Origin of the sequence: Streptomyces sp. NPDC052023, from assembly GCF_044548465.1 — a bacterium.
Lineage (GTDB): Bacteria > Actinomycetota > Actinomycetes > Streptomycetales > Streptomycetaceae > Streptomyces.
Map to the genome: position 1 here is coordinate 21,096 of NZ_JBIUBW010000024.1, position 14,670 is coordinate 35,765.

Annotated in this window: 11 protein-coding genes and 1 pseudogene; 3 read left to right on the forward strand and 9 right to left on the reverse strand. The window is 73.8% G+C overall.

The window, feature by feature from the left end; translation table 11 throughout:
- The first annotated feature begins 61 nt into the window (after positions 1–61).
- On the forward strand, positions 62–2,113 hold the full coding sequence (locus ACIHCM_RS32675; RefSeq protein ID WP_399903977.1) for a phosphocholine-specific phospholipase C: 2,052 nt from the start codon (positions 62–64) through the stop codon (positions 2,111–2,113).
- A gap of 35 nt (positions 2,114–2,148) precedes the next feature.
- On the opposite strand, the pseudogene ACIHCM_RS32680 reads toward ACIHCM_RS32675, so the two are convergent.
- Both ACIHCM_RS32680 and ACIHCM_RS32685 read right to left on the reverse strand, forming a co-directional pair.
- Positions 2,149–3,045: pseudogene (locus tag ACIHCM_RS32680) on the reverse strand (DMT family transporter).
- Positions 3,042–3,890 (reverse strand): phosphatase PAP2 family protein, encoded by an 849-nt coding sequence (locus ACIHCM_RS32685; RefSeq protein ID WP_399903980.1) that lies wholly within the window; start codon positions 3,888–3,890, stop codon positions 3,042–3,044. The pseudogene ACIHCM_RS32680 and the gene ACIHCM_RS32685 overlap by 4 nt, the downstream one beginning before the upstream one ends.
- A gap of 176 nt (positions 3,891–4,066) precedes the next feature.
- On the opposite strand from ACIHCM_RS32685, the gene ACIHCM_RS32690 reads away from it, so the two are divergent.
- Entirely contained in the window at positions 4,067–4,681 is a 615-nt protein-coding gene (locus tag ACIHCM_RS32690) for a TetR/AcrR family transcriptional regulator (RefSeq protein WP_399903983.1), read from the forward strand.
- A 147-nt stretch (positions 4,682–4,828) separates the two neighbouring features.
- On the opposite strand, the gene ACIHCM_RS32695 is transcribed toward ACIHCM_RS32690, so the two are convergent.
- From ACIHCM_RS32695 to ACIHCM_RS32705, 3 genes are all read right to left on the reverse strand, one after another.
- Positions 4,829–5,911: a DUF2510 domain-containing protein gene (locus ACIHCM_RS32695; RefSeq protein ID WP_399903986.1), complete on the reverse strand. Its 1,083-nt coding sequence runs from the start codon at positions 5,909–5,911 to the stop codon at positions 4,829–4,831.
- 108 nt (positions 5,912–6,019) lie between these two features.
- Positions 6,020–7,174 carry an anhydro-N-acetylmuramic acid kinase gene (locus ACIHCM_RS32700; RefSeq protein WP_399903989.1) on the reverse strand — a complete coding sequence of 385 codons (1,155 nt, stop codon included), beginning with the start codon at positions 7,172–7,174 and terminating at the stop codon, positions 6,020–6,022.
- Positions 7,175–7,178: 4 nt separating this feature from the next.
- Positions 7,179–8,468 carry an MFS transporter gene (locus ACIHCM_RS32705; RefSeq protein ID WP_399903991.1) on the reverse strand — a complete coding sequence of 430 codons (1,290 nt, stop codon included), beginning with the start codon at positions 8,466–8,468 and terminating at the stop codon, positions 7,179–7,181.
- A 196-nt stretch (positions 8,469–8,664) separates the two neighbouring features.
- Between ACIHCM_RS32705 and ACIHCM_RS32710 the strand changes: the two genes are divergently transcribed.
- Entirely contained in the window at positions 8,665–11,343 is a 2,679-nt protein-coding gene (locus ACIHCM_RS32710) for an ATP-binding protein (RefSeq protein WP_399903994.1), read from the forward strand.
- Here ACIHCM_RS32710 and ACIHCM_RS32715 read toward each other — a convergent pair.
- The 4 genes from ACIHCM_RS32715 to pcaG form a co-directional block, all read right to left on the reverse strand.
- Positions 11,340–11,537 carry a hypothetical protein gene (locus tag ACIHCM_RS32715; RefSeq protein ID WP_399903997.1) on the reverse strand — a complete coding sequence of 66 codons (198 nt, stop codon included), beginning with the start codon at positions 11,535–11,537 and terminating at the stop codon, positions 11,340–11,342. The genes ACIHCM_RS32710 and ACIHCM_RS32715 overlap by 4 nt on opposite strands.
- Before the next feature lie 112 nt (positions 11,538–11,649).
- Positions 11,650–12,771 carry a 3-oxoadipate enol-lactonase gene (gene pcaD / locus ACIHCM_RS32720; RefSeq protein WP_399904000.1) on the reverse strand — a complete coding sequence of 374 codons (1,122 nt, stop codon included), beginning with the start codon at positions 12,769–12,771 and terminating at the stop codon, positions 11,650–11,652.
- On the reverse strand, positions 12,768–14,063 hold the full coding sequence (gene pcaB / locus ACIHCM_RS32725; protein ID WP_399904002.1) for a 3-carboxy-cis,cis-muconate cycloisomerase: 1,296 nt from the start codon (positions 14,061–14,063) through the stop codon (positions 12,768–12,770). The genes pcaD and pcaB overlap by 4 nt, the downstream gene beginning before the upstream one ends.
- A complete protein-coding gene (gene pcaG / locus ACIHCM_RS32730; protein ID WP_399904005.1) occupies positions 14,060–14,665 on the reverse strand; it encodes a protocatechuate 3,4-dioxygenase subunit alpha in 606 nt (201 codons plus the stop codon). Before pcaG ends, pcaB begins: the two co-directional genes overlap by 4 nt.
- Between the last annotated feature and the right edge of the window lie 5 nt (positions 14,666–14,670).

Genomic DNA, 14,670 nt, shown 5'->3' on the forward strand with positions numbered 1-14,670 from the left:
CGCGCGCATTCCGTCAGCATCCGGCCGGTCGAACTCCTTCAGGACGAGAGGTCCCCCACCCATGCCCGAAGTCAACCGGCGAAAGTTCCTCCAGATCGCGGGGGCCACCACGGCCTTCACCGCCCTGGCGAGCAGCATCGAGCGCGCCGCCGCGCTGCCGGCCAACCACCGCAAGGGAACGATCGAGGATGTCGAGCACATCGTCGTCCTGATGCAGGAGAACCGTTCCTTCGATCACTACTTCGGCAAGCTGCGCGGCGTTCGCGGCTTCGGCGACCCGCGCCCGGTGGCGCTCGACAACGGCAAGTCGGTCTGGCACCAGGCGAACGGCGGCAAGGAGGTGCTGCCCTTCCACCCGGACGCCGACGACCTCGGCATGCAGTTCCTGGAGGGCCTGCCGCACGGCTGGACCGACGGCCAGCAGGCCTACAACGGCGGTAAGTACGACAAGTGGCTGCCCGCCAAGGGCACCACCACCATGGCGTACCTGACGCGCGAGGACATCCCGTTCCACTACGCCCTCGCCGACACCTTCACCGTCTGCGACGCCTACCACTGCTCGTTCATCGGCTCCACCGACCCGAACCGCTACTACATGTGGTCCGGTCACACCGGCAACGACGGCAAGGGCGGCGGCCCGGTCCTCGGCAACGACGAACTGGGCTACGACTGGACGACCTACCCCGAGCGCCTGGAGCAGGCCGGCATCTCCTGGAAGATCTACCAGGACATCGGCGACGGCCTGGACGCGGACGGCTCCTGGGGCTGGATCGAGGACCCCTACCGGGGCAACTACGGCGACAACTCGCTGCTGTACTTCAACAAGTACCGCAACGCCGAGCCGGGCGACCCCTGGTACGACAAGGCCCGCACCGGCACCGACGTCAAGAACGGCGACGGCTACTTCGACCAGCTCCAGGCCGACGTGAAGGCCGATCGGCTGCCGCAGATCTCCTGGATCGCCGCCCCCGAGGCCTTCACCGAGCACTCCAACTGGCCGACCAACTACGGCGCCTGGTACATCGCCAAGGTCCTGGACGCGCTCACCTCCAATCCCGAGGTGTGGGCGAAGACGGCCCTGTTCATCACGTACGACGAGAACGACGGCTTCTTCGACCACGTGGTCCCGCCGCTGCCGCCGAAGTCCGCCGCGCAGGGCCTGTCCACGGTGGACGTCTCGCTCGATCTGTACAAGGGCGACAGCGGGCGTCCGGCCGGCGCCTACGGTCTCGGCCCGCGCGTGCCGATGCTGGTCGTCTCGCCGTGGAGCAAGGGCGGCTACGTCTGCTCCGAGACCCTCGACCACACGTCGATCGTCCGCTTCATGGAGCGCCGCTTCGGCGTCCAGGAGCCGAACATCTCGCCCTGGCGGCGTGCCGTCTGCGGTGACCTGACCTCGGCGTTCGACTTCTCCCGCAAGGACGCGAGGCCAGCCCGCCTGCCGGACACCGACGGCTACGAGCCGCCGGACCGCGAGCGTCACCCGGACTACCGTCCGACGCCGCCGGCCGACCCGGACATGCCCAAGCAGGAGCGCGGCCTGCGCCCGGCCCGCCCGCTGAAGTACGCCCCGCTGGTGGACGGCACGGTGGACGCGGCCGCCGGCAAGTTCACGCTCGCCTTCGCCTCCGGGGAGAAGGCCGGTGCCGCGTTCCTGGTCACCTCCGGCAACCGCACCGACGGGCCGTGGCAGTACACCACCGAGGCGGGCAAGAGCCTGACCGACACCTGGAACTCGGCGTACTCCCAGGGCTCCTACGACCTCACCGTGCACGGCCCCAACGGCTTCGTGCGCGTCTTCAAGGGCCCGAACAAGGTCGCCGGTCCGGAGGTCACCGCACGCCACTTCGGCGACGACATCGTGCTGACCTTCACCAACAAGGGCTCCGGCACGGCTCAGCTCAAGCTGGCCGACGGCTACACGGGCCGGACGAAGAACCTGAAGGTGCGCCCCGGTTCGACGGTCAAGCACGTCGCCGACCTGTCGAAGAGCAGGCGCTGGTACGACCTGACGGTCACCTCCGACGCCGACCCCTCGTACCTGCGGCGCTTCGCGGGCCACGTCGACAACGGGCGCCCGGGTGTGAGCGACCCGGCGATCATCACGGAGTAGCCGTCAGGGCGCGCTCCAGGTGGCGGGCGCGGCGCTCAGAGCGGCGTGAGGTGCCCCGGCCGTGGTGGCCGGGGCACTCTCGTCTCCGGCTCGGGCGGCAGGGCAGGGCGGCCGCCGGACGGCGTCCGGGACAGCAGCACCACGCCCCAGGACGCCAGCAGCGCCCCCGCGGCGGCCAGCAGCATGCCCGCCGTCCCGCCCCTGAGCCGTTCCCCCAGCAGACTGATGCCGATCACCGAGGCCGCCAGCGGGTTGCTGAGGGTCACGACGGCGAGCGGGGCGCCGAGCCCGCCCCGGTAGGCGGTCTGCGACAAGAGCAGACCGCCGCTCGCGAACACCGCGACGAGCAGGGCGACTCCCACCACCTGGACGCTGAGCAGCGGGCCCGTGGCGTCCGTCGCGGCCACCGTCACCGTCTGCGTGAGGGCGGAGGCCACCCCGGAGGCGATGCCGGACGCGCCGGCGTGCCGCAGGCCGGGCCGGGTCCCGGGCCGGGCGAGCGCGCCGATCAGCACGGAGGCCGATCCCGCGACCGCCAGTGCCTCGGTCACGCCGAGCACGTCGTCGGGTGCGGGCCCGGACGCCGTCACGAGCAGCGCGGCCAGGCCGGCCAGTGTGAAGGCGGTGCCCCGCCACTCCACCGCGCTGACCCGCCGCCCCGCGAGCCGGGCTCCCATCGGCACCGCGGCGACCAGTGTCAGCGCCCCCAGCGGCTGCACCACTGTCAGCGGCCCGTACTTCAGGGCGACGACATGCAGCATCGCGCCCGAGGCGTTCAGCGCCACCGACGCCCACCAGGTCGCGCTGCCCAGCAACCGCAGCACACCCGAGCCGGAGGCGTGGGCGGCGAGCCGTTCCTGAGCGACGGCCGCGGCCGCCTAGGCGACGGCGGAGAACAGCGACAGGACGACGGCGAGCACGGTCGCGCTCATCGGCCCGCCTCCACGAGGTCCGGTTCCGGCGCGTCTTTCCGCGCCGGTCGCCGTTGCGCCGTCCCGGGTGCCGCGTCCCGTGCCGCTCGTGGTGCCGGTACGACGGGCCGGGCGGCCGGTGCGGCGCCTCGCACGGCAGGCCGGACCAGCGTGAGCGCCCCGGCGAGCAGCGCGGCCGCGACCAGCGCGTCGAGCCAGTAGTGGTTCGCGGTGCCCACGATGACAAGGAGGGTCAGCAGTGGGTGCAGCAGCCACAGGGGGCGCAGCCGTGACCGGGTCGCCACGATCAGGCCGACGGCCACCATCAGCGCCCAGCCGAAGTGCAGCGAGGGCATCGCCGCGAACTGGTTCGCCAGCTGGTCGGCCCCGGGGGAGCCGTACACGGACGGTCCGTACACCCGCGCGGTGTCCACCAGCCCTGTCGCCGCGAGCATCCGCGGCGGTGCCAGCGGGAACGTCAGGTGCAGCACCAGCGCGGCGGCGGTGAGCGCCGCGAGTACCCGCCGGGCCCAGATGTAGTGGTGGGGGCGCCGCAGGTACAGCCAGACCAGGAAGGCCGCCGTCGCCGGGAAGTGGACGGTGGCGTAGTAGGTGTTCGCCGCCCGCACCAGAGTGTCGCCGTGCAGCAGCAGGGACTGCACCCAGCCCTCGCCCGGGAGGCGCACGGCCCGCTCCAGGTCCCACACCCGATGTGCGTGGCGAAAGGCCACGCCGGTGTGGTCGGACGCGAGCAGCCTGCCGGACTTGTAGACGAGGAAGAGCCCTGCGACCAGCAGGAACTCCCGGACGAGAGGCGGCCGCGCTATGGCGGAGGCGTCCTCGGCAGGCTCGGTGCGGGCATTCATCCCCCGGCCCCTTCACTGACGGTGGTGCTGACAGCTCATCGATACGGCAACGTACCGGTACGTCAGTGTACCGATACGGCTGAGTACCGGTACACTGGCGTATCGATTGCGTACGACACACTGGACTGCGGGTCTCGGCCGCAGTACCGGAAGTGACCGGAGCGAGGAGAGGACTCATGACGTCGCAGGCCGCGGACCGACCGGAGACGGTCGGCGCCTCGCGCCGCTCCAAGCTGACGCGGGAGCGCGAGCAGGAGTTCTTCGACGCGGTGCTCGCACAGATCCGCGAGTGCGGATACGACGCCGTGACCATGGACGGTGTCGCCGCGAGCACGCGGTGCAGCAAGTCCACGCTGTACCGGCAGTGGAAGACCAAGCCCCAGTTCGTCGCGGCGGCGCTGCGCTCCCGGCGCCGGGTGTGCTTCGCGGGGATCGACAGCGGCTCGCTGGCGGAGGACCTGCGGCAGGTCGCGCGGGTGCTGGGGGAGTGGTCCGGCCGGGACCACCGGCTCGTCCAGGCACTCGGGCACGCGGTCCTTGAGGACCAGGAACTGGCGAAGGCGCTGCGCGAGACGCTCGTCGAGCCGGAGATCGCCGCGGTCGAGAAGATCCTGCGGCGAGGGGTGGAACGCGGCGAGATCGACGCCGGCCACCCGGCGCTGCCGTACGTGCCCGCGCAGATCTTCGGCGTGCTGCGGGTGCGGCCCATGCTGGAGGGCCGGGACGCCGACCCGGACTTTCTGCTGGAGTTCGTGGAGTCCGCCGTGCTGCCGGCGCTCGGACTCACCTGAAGACCCAGGCCACGTCGTCCAGGGGATGACGGGACGACCGGCCTGATCGCGCCGCACCGTGGGGACGGGGGCGGCGCGCACCCCGGCCGGGTGGGGTACCTCTGGAGCGGAGGGGTACCCCGCCCGGCCGAACAGGGGGCGTACGACTCAGACGTTCTGTCCGTTGCCTCCGCCGGACGACGCCTCGATGCCCTTCGTGATCTCGTCGATCACGGTCGCCTTCTGGTCGGCGTCGATGCCGAAGCGGACCACGACCAGCTGGCCGGCGTCGGCGGGCGAGGGGAAGACCAGCGACTCGACCAGACCGTCGGCGCCCTTGCTGGTGACCGCCTTCCAGCGGACCAGGTACCCCTTCTGCCCTGCCACGGTCACCGCCTCGGACGCCAGCACCTGGTGCGAGGTGATCTCTCCGTAGCTGTTGCCGCCGTACGACTCCTCGGCGTTCGCCGCGATGTCCGCCTTCGCCACCTGCTCGGGCGTGCTGCCCTTGGTGCCGAGCACCTGGGCGGGTGCCGAGTACGCGCCGCCCTTGGTGCACGACTTGGACGTGTCGCCGGGGCACTCGTAGCTCTCGTCGGAGGTCATCTGCGCGCCCACGCGGAAGGACTGGCCGGTCCAGCCCTCCGGCACGGGCATGCTGATCCCGTTCACCGGGTCGGACAGCGTGCCGCCGCCCTCGACCTCCGGAGCCTGCGGCTCACGGGGGCCGGGCGATTCGCCTCCGGAGCCGCCGGACTCGCCGGACCCGCCCGAGTCTCCGAACGGTCCGCCGCGGTCCTCGCCGCCGGAACCGCCGTCCTGACCCTGCTGCCGCGACTCGGCGCGGCTCGGACCGCCGTCCTCGGTGAGCGCGTACACCCCGATGCCGATGCTGGCGAGGACCGCGGCCGCCGCCGCGACGGCTATCCCGGTCCGCAGGGCACGCCGCCGCCCGCCCGGCGGCCGGACCGGATACCCGGGGTATCCCGGATGTCCCGGGTACGCCAGGTGTCCCCCGTGCCCCGCGGCTCCCCCGCCGCCTGGGTACGCGGGAAACGCCGGCTGGGCCTGCTGGGCCTGCTGGGCGTGAGCGGGCGGCACGGGCCCCGCCGGGGGACCCCAGCCCACGGCCGACCCCGCCGGACGAATCCGGTCCGTCCATGCCTTGCCGTCCCACCAGCGCTCGGTAGCGGGACCGTCACTTGTCTGCCCGGGGTCGGGGTACCACCCGGGAGGAGTCAGCTGCGTCATGCCCCCACCGTATGAGGCCTCGGTGAAAAGCGGATGAGAGGGATCCCGCCTCCGGGGAGGGAGGGCCGTCCGCGCCATGGCGCGGGGACCCCACGGACTGACGCGCCGTCACTCCAGCACCAGCCGCACCGGGCTTTCCCGGGGGGCCGCCGGCAACCGCAGCCCGTCCCGCCCCGGTGTCACCGAGCCCAGCACACTCGGATGGCGGGCTCCCGTGCTCGCCGGGACCGTCCCCGGCAGGCCGTGCGCCGCGAGGAACCCCAGGACCGCGAACGCGTACGCCTCCTTCGCGTCCGACGGCAGCCCGAGCTCGTCGGAGCGGCGCACCGCCACACCCGGCAGCAGCTCCCCGAGCATCCGCATCAGCGCCGGGTTGCGGGTGCCGCCGCCGGACGCGATCACCTCGGTCGCGCCCACGGTCCGCACGGCGTCGGCGACGGTGCGCGCGGTGAGGTGGGTGAGCGTCGCGACGACGTCCTCGGCGGGCAGCGTGCCCACCCCGGCCAGCGCCTCGCGCAGATATCCGACGTGGAACAGCTCCTTGCCCGTGGTCTTCGGCGCGGGCAGCGCGTAGTACGGCTCCGCGAGGAGCCGCTCCAGCAGCGCCGGGTGGACGCGGCCACGGGCCGCCAGTGCGCCGTCCAGGTCACAGGTGAGCCGGCCGCCGCTGAAGCCGTGCGCCGCGGCGTCGATCAGCGCACACCCCGGCCCGGTGTCGAAGGCGGTCCCGCCGGGCGCGGTGAGATTGGCGATCCCGCCCAGGTTCAGGGCCACCGGCGTGCCCGGACGGCCGCGCAGCCACAGCTGGTCGACCAGGCTGACCAGCGGTGCGCCCTGCCCCCCGGCGGCGATGTCCCGGGGCCGGAAGTCGGCGACGACGGGCAGCCCGGTCGCCTCGGCGATCCACGCCGGCTGCCCGAGCTGCAGGGTGCCGCGCACCCGGCCCGCATCGACCCAGTGGTACACCGTCTGCCCGTGCGAGGCCACCAACTCGCCCTGGCTTGCGCACAGTTCCCGGTCGGCGCGGACGGCGGCGGCCGCGAAGGCCTGCCCGATCAGCGTGTCGAGCCTGCACACCTCCGCCATCGCCGTGGTCCCCGGCGGCAGCGCCGCCGCGAGCGCCGCCCGCAGCTCGTCGTCGTAGCGCTCGCTCACCATGCCGAGCGGCTTCAGCACGAGGCTGTCACCGACGAGGCTCAGCTCGGCCGCCGCCGCGTCGATCGCGTCGTACGACGTGCCGGACATCAGCCCGATCACCCGCATCCGTTCAACTCGCCTTCTGCGAAGTGCCCTTCGCCGGGAGGGTGGCGAGGGCGAGCACGCTGACCGCGCAGGTGGCCGCCGCGTAGTACGCGGGGATGTCCACATCGCCGGTCCGTTCGATCGTCTCCGTGATGATGAGCCCGGCGCACCCCGAGAACACCGCATTGGACAGGGCGTAGGCGAGTCCCAGGCCGGTGTGGCGGACGGTGGTCGGGAACATCTCCGACAGCATCGCCGGGCCCGGCCCCGCCATCAGCCCCACCACCGCGCCCGCGCCGAACACGGCCAGGCCCTTGAGGGCCCCGGAGGCGCCCGGGTCCTGGAGCAGGTTCAGCAGGGGCACCGCCAGGACCACCACCAGCAGCGCACCGGAGAGCATCACGGCCCGCCGGCCCACCCGGTCGCTGAGCAGCCCCGCCGGGATGATCGTCACCGCGAAGCCGAGGTTGGCCAAGACGGTGGCGATCAGCGCCTGCTGGAAGCTCGCGTCAAGGCTGCTCTGGAGGTAGGAGGGGAGCACGACCAGGAAGGTGTACCCGGCCGCCGCCCAGCCCATGATCCGCCCGGCGCCCAGCGCGATGGCCCGCACCACCTCACCCGGAGGCGGGCGCCGCAGCTCCCGCTGTTCGCTGAACGCCGGTGTCTCCTCCAGCCGCAGCCTCAGCCACAGCGCGCCCAGCCCCATCGGCAGCGTCAGCAGGAACGGCAGCCGCCAGCCCCAGTCCCCGAGTTGCTGCTCCGTCAGCACGGTGGCCAGCAGGGCCGCCGCCCCCGCCCCGCCGAGCAGTCCCAGGGCGACGGTGAACGACTGCCACGAGCCGTACAGCCCGCGCCTGCCCGGTGGCGCGAACTCCGTCATCACCGCCACCGCCCCACCGAACTCGCCGCCGGCCGACAGTCCCTGAAGCACCCTCAGGAAGGTCAGCAGCCAGGGTGCCAGTGCCCCCACCGTCTCGTACGTCGGCAGCGCCCCGATCAGCGTCGTCGCCCCCGTCATCAGCACGATCACCAGGATCAGCACCGGCCGCCGGCCGATCCGGTCACCCAGCCGCCCGAACAGGGCCGCGCCGACGGGCCGGAAGAAGAAGGCCAGGGCGAAGGAGGCGTACGTCTTCACCAGCGCCTCCGCCTCGCTGCCACCCTCGGGGGTGAAGAAGCGCGCGGCGATGACGGTGGCGAAGTAGCCGTAGACACCGAACTCGTACCACTCGATGAGGTTGCCCACCGAGCCCGCGACCAGCGCCCGGCGGGACCGCTCCGGCCCGGTGCCGGTCACCTTCGCAGGCGCGCTCATCGCGTCCCTCCCGTCCAGCCACCGCTGTCGAGCCGACAATAAAAAATTAGCGTCAGATCAAGGGCCGTTGACTGTCGATAACTTTCACGAGGACGTCACCCATGGCTACCACACCCACCCGACCATCCACCGCCGGACCTGCCATGGGGCTACGCTCGCCCTGTAGGTCGTTCGGGCGACTCGGGGAGGTAGCGGGATGACGGTGGTACCGCCGGCGGCGGGCGCCTCGGCTCCCCTGTGGGAGCGGGACGAGGAGATCGCCCGGGTGGTCGAGGCACTCGACGCCCTGTGCGCGGACCGCTCGTCGTCGGGCGGCCTGCTGGTGTTCCGGGGAGAGGCGGGTCTGGGCAAGACCGCGCTGCTCGCCGAGACCCGCCGGCGGGCCGAGGAACGCGGCTGCACGGTGTGGTCGGCACGCGGCGGCGAAACCCTGCGCTCCGTCCCGTTCAACGTCGTACGCCAGTTGCTGCAGCCCGCCCTCGTCTCGCTGCTCCCCGAGGAGGCCCGGGAGTACCTCGGCGACTGGTACGACGTCGCCGGACCCGCCCTCGGCATCGCGGACCCCGGCGGGCGGCGGGCCGACCCGCAGGGCGTCTGCGACGGCCTCGTCGTCGCGGTGCGCCGGCTGGCCAAGCGGGACTGGCCGCTGGTGCTGCTGATCGACGACGCGCACTGGGCCGACCAGGAGACCCTGCACTGGCTCGCCGCCTTCGCCGAACGGCTGGACGACCTGTCCGTGCTGGTCGTCGTGGCCCGCAGGCCCGGCGAGGTGACCGGGCAGAGCGCCCGCCACCTCGACGCCGTCGCCGCCGCCGCGGGCCGCCCGGAGACCACGCTGAGCGCCCTCACCCCGGACGCCACCGCCGGGCTCACCCGCGCCACCGTCGGCCCGCACGCCGACGCGCCGTTCTGCCGCGAGGTCTGGGCCGTCACCGGCGGCAACCCCTACGAGACCGTCGAACTCCTCGCCAAGGTGCAGGACACCGAGCTGGAGCCGACCGAGTCCTCGGCCGGGGAACTGCGCGCCCTGAACCGCTCGGCACGCGGCGGCGGACTCGTCGCCCGCCTGGAGGGACTCGGCATCGACGCGACCCGGTTCGCCTGGGCGGCGGCCATACTGGGCACCGGCATATCCGTCGACCTGGTCGCCCGGCTCACCACCATGCGGCCCGAACAGGCGGCGCGGTGCGCGGAGTTGCTCTGCTCGGCCCGGATCCTCACCGCCCCGGACCCGGCCGGCGCGCAGGCCGGCGACGGCGACCTGGAGTTCGTCCACCCGCTGATCGCCACCGCCGTCTACAACTCCATCCCCGACGCCCTGCGCACCGCCATGCACGGCATCGCCGCGCAGATCGTCACCGACTCCGGCCGCGGTGCCGCGGCCGCCTCCCGGCATCTGCTCCAGGTCCACCCGGACGACGACACCGAACTCGTCGACCAGCTGCGCGAGGCCGCCCGCGAACACCTCGCCGTCGGCGCCCCCGACGCCGCCCGCCGCTGCCTCGAACGCGCCCTGCAGGAACCGCCCCGGCCCGACGTGCACGCGCGTGTGCTCTACGAACTCGGCTGCGCCACCCTGCTCACCGCGCCCGCCCGGACCATCGGCCACCTCCAGACGGCGCTCGCCATGCCCGGCCTCGACGGCCCCGCGCGCGTCGACGCGGTCTTCCGGCTCTCCCAGGCCCTGCTCCACAACGACCAGCTGGAACAGGCCGTCCGCACGGTCGAGGCCGAGGCCGCCCGGCACGAGGAGGGACCCGCCCGGCTGCGGCTGCGGGCCGTGCAGTACATGTGGGAGGGCATCCACGCCGGTGAGGCGCAGACCCCGGGACGCTCCGAGAGGCTCGCCGAACTCGCAGGCACCTGCACCGGCCGCGACAACTCCGAGCGGGCGCTGCTCATCCTGCGCGGCTTCGACGCCATGACCCACGGCGAGAACGCCGAAGAGGTCGTCGAACTGTGCGACCGCGCCCTCGTCAACGGCCGGCTCGCCCCCGGCCTCGGCTGGACCGACACCGAGTGGGGTGCCGAACTGCTGATGATGCTCGGCAGCTCCTACGCCTACGCCGACCGCCTCGACCGCGCGGAGAACCTGTTCGCCGAGGCCCTGCGTACCTACACCACAGCCGGCTGGAGCGGCGGCCATCTCGCCCTCGCCAACGCCTTCCTCGGGCTCGCCTTCCGCAGGCAGGGCCGCCTGAAGGACGCCGAAGCCGTTCTGCGCGAGTCGCTGCGCCTGGCGGAGCGGGTCGGCCGTGGACTGCCGCTGTACTGGTCGGCGACCTGCGGCCTGGTCGACACGCTGCTCGCCCGCGGGCACGTGCAGGAGGCCTGGAGGATCGCCGAGCAGTACGGCTTCGCCCCGCCCTACCCGTCCACGATCGTCCTGCCCGACACCCGTTCGGTGCGCGGCCGGCTGCTGCTCGCCGTGGGCCGCACCGAGGACGGCGTCAACGAACTGGAGGCGGCCGAGAAGGCAGCCGCCGTCCGCGGCGGTCACAACCCGGTGCTGGCGCCCTCGACCGTCGACCTGGCCGTCGCCCTCGCCGGCCAGGACCCGGCCCGCGCCGCCCGGCTCGCCGCCGACGCCCGCCGCCGGGCCGAGCGGTTCGGCACGGACACCGCCATCGGCGAGGCCCTGCGCTGCGCCGCCCAACTGGAGACCGGCCAGCGCAAGGTACGCCTCGCCGCGCAGGCGGTCACCTACCTGGAGGCCTCGCCCTGCCAGTACGAGCACGCCGCCGCCCGCATCGAGTACGGCCTCGCCTCCCGCTCCACCGCCGAGCTCGGCCGGGGCCTGACCCTGGCCCGTTCGTGCGGTGCCGACGGTCTCGCACGGCGGGCACGGGAGGCGCTGGCCGAGTTGCAGGCCTAGGGCCCGGTGACCGCCGCCGGCCGCTCGCGTACCTTCGGGTCGTACGCCGCCGCGTCCGTCCTGGCCGGAGTGGTGCTGTCGAAGCAGCCGCCGGAACCCAGGTCCCGGGTGGCCGGGGCCGGCACGCCGGACGCGCCGTCGGCGACCGCGTGCAGCGGGGTGATCCCGCCCTCGCGGACCATCGCCCTGTCCATGAAGGCGGCCGAGCCCCGAGGTGGCCCCGGTGATCAGAACGGTGGACATGTCTCCGGCCCAGGCACGCCGCCCGCGCCGCGAGGGGGCCCCGCTGAGGCTACGACCAGCAGGTCACCCGTGGTCCTCGTCCTCCTCGGCGAGCACCCGCTGGGCGGCCGCGAACGCCGAGTTCGCCGCCGGCACCCCGCAGTACACGGCAGTCTGCAGCAGCACCGCACCGATCTCCTCGGGCGTGAGGCCGCCCCGCCGCGCCGCCCTGACATGCAGGGCCAGCTCCTCGTAGCGGCCGTGTGCCACCAGCGCGGTCAGCGTGATCATGCTGCGTTCGCGGCGGGAGAGCGTCGGGTCGGTCCAGATCTCGCCCCAGGCGTAGCGCGAGATGAAGTCCTGGAAGCGCGCGGTGAAGGGCGTCTGCCGCGCCTGCGCCCGGTCGACATGCGCGTCGCCGAGCACCTGCCGCCGTACCTCCATGCCGCGCCGGGCGGGGCCGCCGAGATGTGCCCGCAGGGCCGTGAGCACCGCCTCGGGGCACTGTGCGGGCGCCAGATGCGAGGCGCCGGGAATCTCCACCAGCGCCGCCCCCGGCACGGCGTCCGCGATCCGGCGCAGATGCGCGGGCGGCGTGGCCGGATCCTCGCGGCCGGCCACCAGCAGCGTCGGCGCCGAGATCTCCGCGAGCCGCTCCCGCAGGTCGAACGCGGCGAGCGCGTCACAGCAGGCCGCGTACGCCTCCGGGTCGGCGTCCCGGTGGTCCCGCACCAGCCGGGGCACGGTGAACCCGGACGTGAACCAGCGGGCGTCCGCGCTCCCGGCGAGCGAGGCCAGCCCCTCGCGCCGCACCAGCGCGGCCCGTTCCTGCCACGGCGCAGCCCCGCCGAAGTGGGCCGACGAGCAGATCACGGCGAGGGAGGACACCCGCCGCGGGTGGTGCACGGCGAGATGCAGTCCCACGGCGCCCCCCAGCGACACCCCGGCGTACGCGAACCGCTCCACGCCTAGGGAGTCGGCGAGCGCGAGCACCAGCCCGGCGAGGTCACCCACGGTGGCGCCCGCGCCGATCAGATCCGGGGCCGAACCGCCGTGCCCCGGCAGGTCCCAGCGGATCACCCGGTGGGTGACGGACAGCTCGGGCGCGACCGCGTCCCACAGGGCGTACGAGGTCCCCAGCGACGGTCCGAGCAGCAGCGGGGGCGCGGAAGTGGCCCCCTCGATGAGGTGGTTGAGCAGTTTCAACGTCGCTCCAGGGCACGATCGACCAGGGCTTGGGCGGAGCCGGTGTAGTGGGCGGGTTCGAGGTCGGTGTCCGTCAGCTCCGGCGCCTCGGTCAGGGGGCGTCCCGCGGCCGCCAGCCGGGTGAGCAGCTCCTTGGCGCGCGTCCGGCCCAGCGCCGGCTCCAGCTCGGCCGCCAGCCGCTCCGAGACGATCAACCCGTGGGTGAGATGCAGGTGTTCGCGCATGACGTCCGGGTGGACCCGGAGCCCCTCGGCCAGTTCGGCGGTGTCCCGGGCGGCACCGCCGGTCAGCCGCAGCAGATCCCGGAGTGACTCCCACTCCGCGTGCCAGGCCCCGGCGGGCCGCTCGTCCTCCGCCACCAGCGAGGCGTACAGCGTGGCGGCGAGCTGCGGCGCCCGCCGGGCCGCCGCCGCGACGAGCGTGGACCGTACCGGGTTGGCCTTGTGCGGCATCGCCGACGAAGCGCCGCCGCCGCCCTCCGTGACCTCGGCGATCTCGGTCCGGGACAGCGTGAGGACATCGACGGCGATCTTGCCGAGCGCGCCGGCGGTCAGCGCCAGACACCCGGCGAGGTCGGCGACCGGTGTCCGCAGTGTGTGCCAGGGCAGTTCGGGCGCCTTCAGGCCGAGTTCGCGCGCGTACGCCGCCGGCAGCGCGGTGGGGTCACTCGCGCCGTACGCCCCGAACGCGGCCAGCGTGCCGGCGGCACCCCCGAGTTGGGCGGGCAGCGAGTCCCGTACGGCTGCCACGCGGTCCCGCGCGTCCAGAACCAGGGACCGCCAGCCGGCCGCCTTCAGACCGAAGGTCGTCGGCACGGCGTGCTGGGTGAGCGTGCGTCCCGGCATCGCCGTGCCACGGTGCCCGGTGGCCAGCCGCGCCAGCGCCCGTTCGGCGCGGGCGAGGCCGGCCAGGATCAGGTTCAGGGTGCGCGCGGCGACCAGCATGGCCGCGGTGTCCATGATGTCCTGGCTGGTCGCGCCCCGGTGGACGTACGGCCCGTGCCGCGCGCCCACCTCCTGCGTCAGGTCGGCCACCAGCGGGATGACGGGGTTGCCGCCGTCGCGCGCGCGGCCCGCCAGCGAGCGTACGTCGTACCGGCCGGCGTCGGCCGCCGCGGTGACCGCCGTGGCGGCCGACGCCGGGGCCAGCCCGAGCGCCGCCTGCGCGCGGGTGAGGGCCGCCTCCGCGTCGAGAAGGGCCTGCAGGAAGGCGGTGTCGCTCGTCGCGGAGGCGGCGGGTGAGCCCGTCCAGCCCGGGGCGAGCAGCCCGCCGCCCAGGTCCCCGGACGTCACCGGAACTCCAGGAAGACCGTCTCGCCCTCGCCCTGGAGACGGATGTCGAAGCGGTAGGTGCCGTCGTCGAGGGCGCACGCGATCAGCGTGTCGCGACGGGCCGGTGCCAGGCGGGACAGCAGCGGATCGGCGGCGTGCGCGGCCTCGTCGCCCGGCAGGTAGATCCGTGTGAACAGATGCGTCAGCAGGCCGCGCGCGAACACGCACACGCTGAGGTAGGGGGCGCTGCTCCCGCGCGCGCCGGGCCGCAGCGTACGCGCGTACCAGTGACCCTTCGCGTCCGTCTGGACGCGGCCCCAGCCGGTGAACTCGACGCCGTTGCGGCCGAGGAAGCCGCCGGAGGAGGGATCACGCCGCATGGAGCCGTCCACCCGGGGCAGCTCGCCCCGCGGGTCGGGGCCCCACAACTCGATGAAGGCGTCCGGCAGGGGCGCACCCGCGCCGTCCAGCACCCGGCCGCGCAGGGTGATCGTCTCCGGGTGCCCGGTGGGCGCGATGTCCTCGCCGCCCGGGAAGGGCAGCGCGTACCCGTAGAACGGGCCCACCGTGTGCGACGGGGTCGGCAGCACCTTCTCCGGGCTGCTGGTGTCGATCTTCGTCATGGAGG

Coding starts and splice junctions, on each gene's coding strand:
- ACIHCM_RS32675 (WP_399903977.1), top strand. CDS start 62: ATGCCCGAAGTCAACCGGCGAAAGTTCCTCCAGATCGCGGGGGCCACC.
- ACIHCM_RS32685 (WP_399903980.1), bottom strand. CDS start 3,890: ATGAATGCCCGCACCGAGCCTGCCGAGGACGCCTCCGCCATAGCGCGG.
- ACIHCM_RS32690 (WP_399903983.1), top strand. CDS start 4,067: ATGACGTCGCAGGCCGCGGACCGACCGGAGACGGTCGGCGCCTCGCGC.
- ACIHCM_RS32695 (WP_399903986.1), bottom strand. CDS start 5,911: ATGACGCAGCTGACTCCTCCCGGGTGGTACCCCGACCCCGGGCAGACA.
- ACIHCM_RS32700 (WP_399903989.1), bottom strand. CDS start 7,174: ATGCGGGTGATCGGGCTGATGTCCGGCACGTCGTACGACGCGATCGAC.
- ACIHCM_RS32705 (WP_399903991.1), bottom strand. CDS start 8,468: ATGAGCGCGCCTGCGAAGGTGACCGGCACCGGGCCGGAGCGGTCCCGC.
- ACIHCM_RS32710 (WP_399903994.1), top strand. CDS start 8,665: ATGACGGTGGTACCGCCGGCGGCGGGCGCCTCGGCTCCCCTGTGGGAG.
- ACIHCM_RS32715 (WP_399903997.1), bottom strand. CDS start 11,537: ATGGACAGGGCGATGGTCCGCGAGGGCGGGATCACCCCGCTGCACGCG.
- pcaG (WP_399904005.1), bottom strand. CDS start 14,665: ATGACGAAGATCGACACCAGCAGCCCGGAGAAGGTGCTGCCGACCCCG.